We start from the raw sequence: 2278 nt of genomic DNA on the forward strand, positions 1-2278 counted from the left end.
CCGGATCATCATCGACAAGCAGTATAGTAAATTTGGCAGACATAAAGCCAGGCAGCTGATTGGAGACTTACAAATATAAACGTTTACGCATAAAAAAATGGCTAGATAAGCATCTTTGAAAACCCCCCATTTTTGGAGCGATTTATGAGCCGGTCTAGGACGACCTTTAATAAACACTTCACGTTTACAACTCAAAATCTTATCCCTGAAAGGGCACACGCACTGTTATTGGGATAACTACAATAACTTAGCCCACAAGAGTGCAATAGCTTTTGCATAAGCCAACCATGTTTACGACCGATGACTGAAATCCAGATGTTGATCAATCAAACCGCCAATGCGTATCAATGGACGAATAAGCTGATTGATTCAGTGCCGCTTGATAAGTGGAAAATCATTCCTCCCACTGTAGAATCAAGTATTGATTGGCAGCTTGGGCATTTGATTATTAGTCAGTATTTCCATTCGATTATGGTCATTCGGGGGCACCAAATGGATATCCTCCAACAGCTTCCCATCCGAGACTATAGTGAGTGGTTCACCCTATCAGGCCCTTCTCTGTCAGTAGGTAAAGTAGATTCAGTTAAATTACTAGCTGACTTGCAATTCATGCAACAAAAGTCGTTGGCTATCCTAGCGACTCTGAAGACTTCAGAACTAGAAAGTCCGCTAGAACCCACCCCTACACCTCATCCAATCGCTATCACAAAACGAGAGGCCGTCGATTGGAATATCCAGCACACCATGTATCACTGTGGTCAGCTTGGGCTCATCAAGCGAGTGGTGGATACACGCCATGATTTCGGCCTAAGATTAGCGAAGTAACCCATTTAAGAAGTAGAACTGTGAGGTTTCCTCCGTGCGCTTTAGAGCCATTAGTGAGACACCTAAGCTTATTAACCCCTGGCCATCGCTACCCCCTCCCGTTTACCGAATGATTGTTGAATTTTGATAGATTAATACCCAAGATTCAGTAGTATATAAAAAATACTACTATATTTGGGCATGAATACGACGTCTCATCAGCTACTCAAGGGCAGCCTCAGTGCCATCATCCTTAAACTGCTGGCCGACACCGAGTGGATGTACGGCTATGAAATTTGCCAAAAAGTCAAGCAAATCACCGACGGCCAGCTCAAGATTACCGAAGGGGCCCTTTATCCCGCTTTGTACAAACTGGAAGCCGACGGTATGCTGATCACCAAATCCCAAATCGTGGAGGGCCGTACCCGTAAATACTATGCCATTGCCCAGGATCAACAAGGCAACGCTGTAGATCGTTTGGCACAAATTGACCAGTTTCTCCTTCAATTACAACGCATACTTACTCCCAGTGATCTCCATCAGCTTCCTACTCCCTAATCAACTTTACCGCTATGACTCAGGCTCAACAGGCTCGCATCACTACCTTTCTGACACAACACTGTGATTTGATTGAAACCGTCTTTATCGACGAGATGAGGGACCATTTTGTGGCCTCCGTGGCAGCCCGGATGGCCGATTCGCTTTCGTTTGAGGAGGCACTTCAGCACACGATTGATGACTTTGGCGGGCCAACCAACATCCAGAAGATGGAATGGACCTATCGGAAGGTGTATTCGAAACGTCTGTTGCGGGACTGGTGGACCTTGGTAAAAAGCCAATTCGCTGCCCACAAACGAGTTCGGACGATACTGGTGGTGGGCTTTAGTACGTTTGCAAGCTTATATTTTGGCTTGAATAGTGATTTCACGGGTGTACTCGGTGAGACGATGCTACGGAACTCAGTTCAATGGACAAGTAGTATATGGGCTCTCATGCTGAGCTGGTTTTTGCTCCAAGGAGTGGCTCCCCGGTTGAAGAAAGTGGGAGTCGTACGCTTCCCCGCCTTGTTGATCCGGTTTCTGACGTATTTGTTGTGGGCTGTGTCAGTGTTGCTTTATATAAGCCTTGGTGGTTTGGAGCTGTCTTGGCTGGTAAAAGGCTTAGGTTATACCGCTCTGTGGTCAGCGTCGGCTCTATTTTATCTAAGTCTGGTGGATTTCTCCAAGCAAACAGACCCCAACTCATGGTACCAAACCAGGTAAGTACGAGATTCCCATTCTAATCACTGCCTTACTAATCGCCCGTTCAAAGAGATGGGTGCCGTAATCGTCTTGACTAAATGATTCGGTAGGATTTTTATTCTCACAATGTCATCTCACGAATCAAACACAACATCTCACATTTTAGCTGAGTTAGTGAGACGAATCCGCTCCTAAATCAGAGCCCTGATGGCCTCGTCTTTTTGATACGAGGA

Annotated in this window: 3 protein-coding genes; all 3 read left to right on the forward strand. The window is 45.8% G+C overall.

Annotation, left to right across the window (positions count from 1 at the left end):
- Positions 1-300 precede the first annotated feature (300 nt).
- Positions 301-825: a DinB family protein gene (locus ACYVJM_RS31990; RefSeq protein WP_461152189.1), complete on the forward strand. Its 525-nt coding sequence runs from the start codon at positions 301-303 to the stop codon at positions 823-825.
- A 180-nt stretch (positions 826-1005) separates the two neighbouring features.
- Positions 1006-1362, forward strand: coding sequence for a PadR family transcriptional regulator (locus ACYVJM_RS31995; protein ID WP_461152190.1), 357 nt, complete (start codon positions 1006-1008; stop codon positions 1360-1362).
- A gap of 14 nt (positions 1363-1376) precedes the next feature.
- On the forward strand, positions 1377-2066 hold the full coding sequence (locus ACYVJM_RS32000; RefSeq protein ID WP_461152191.1) for a hypothetical protein: 690 nt from the start codon (positions 1377-1379) through the stop codon (positions 2064-2066).
- Positions 2067-2278 lie beyond the last annotated feature (212 nt).

The organism is Spirosoma pulveris, from assembly GCF_054781875.1.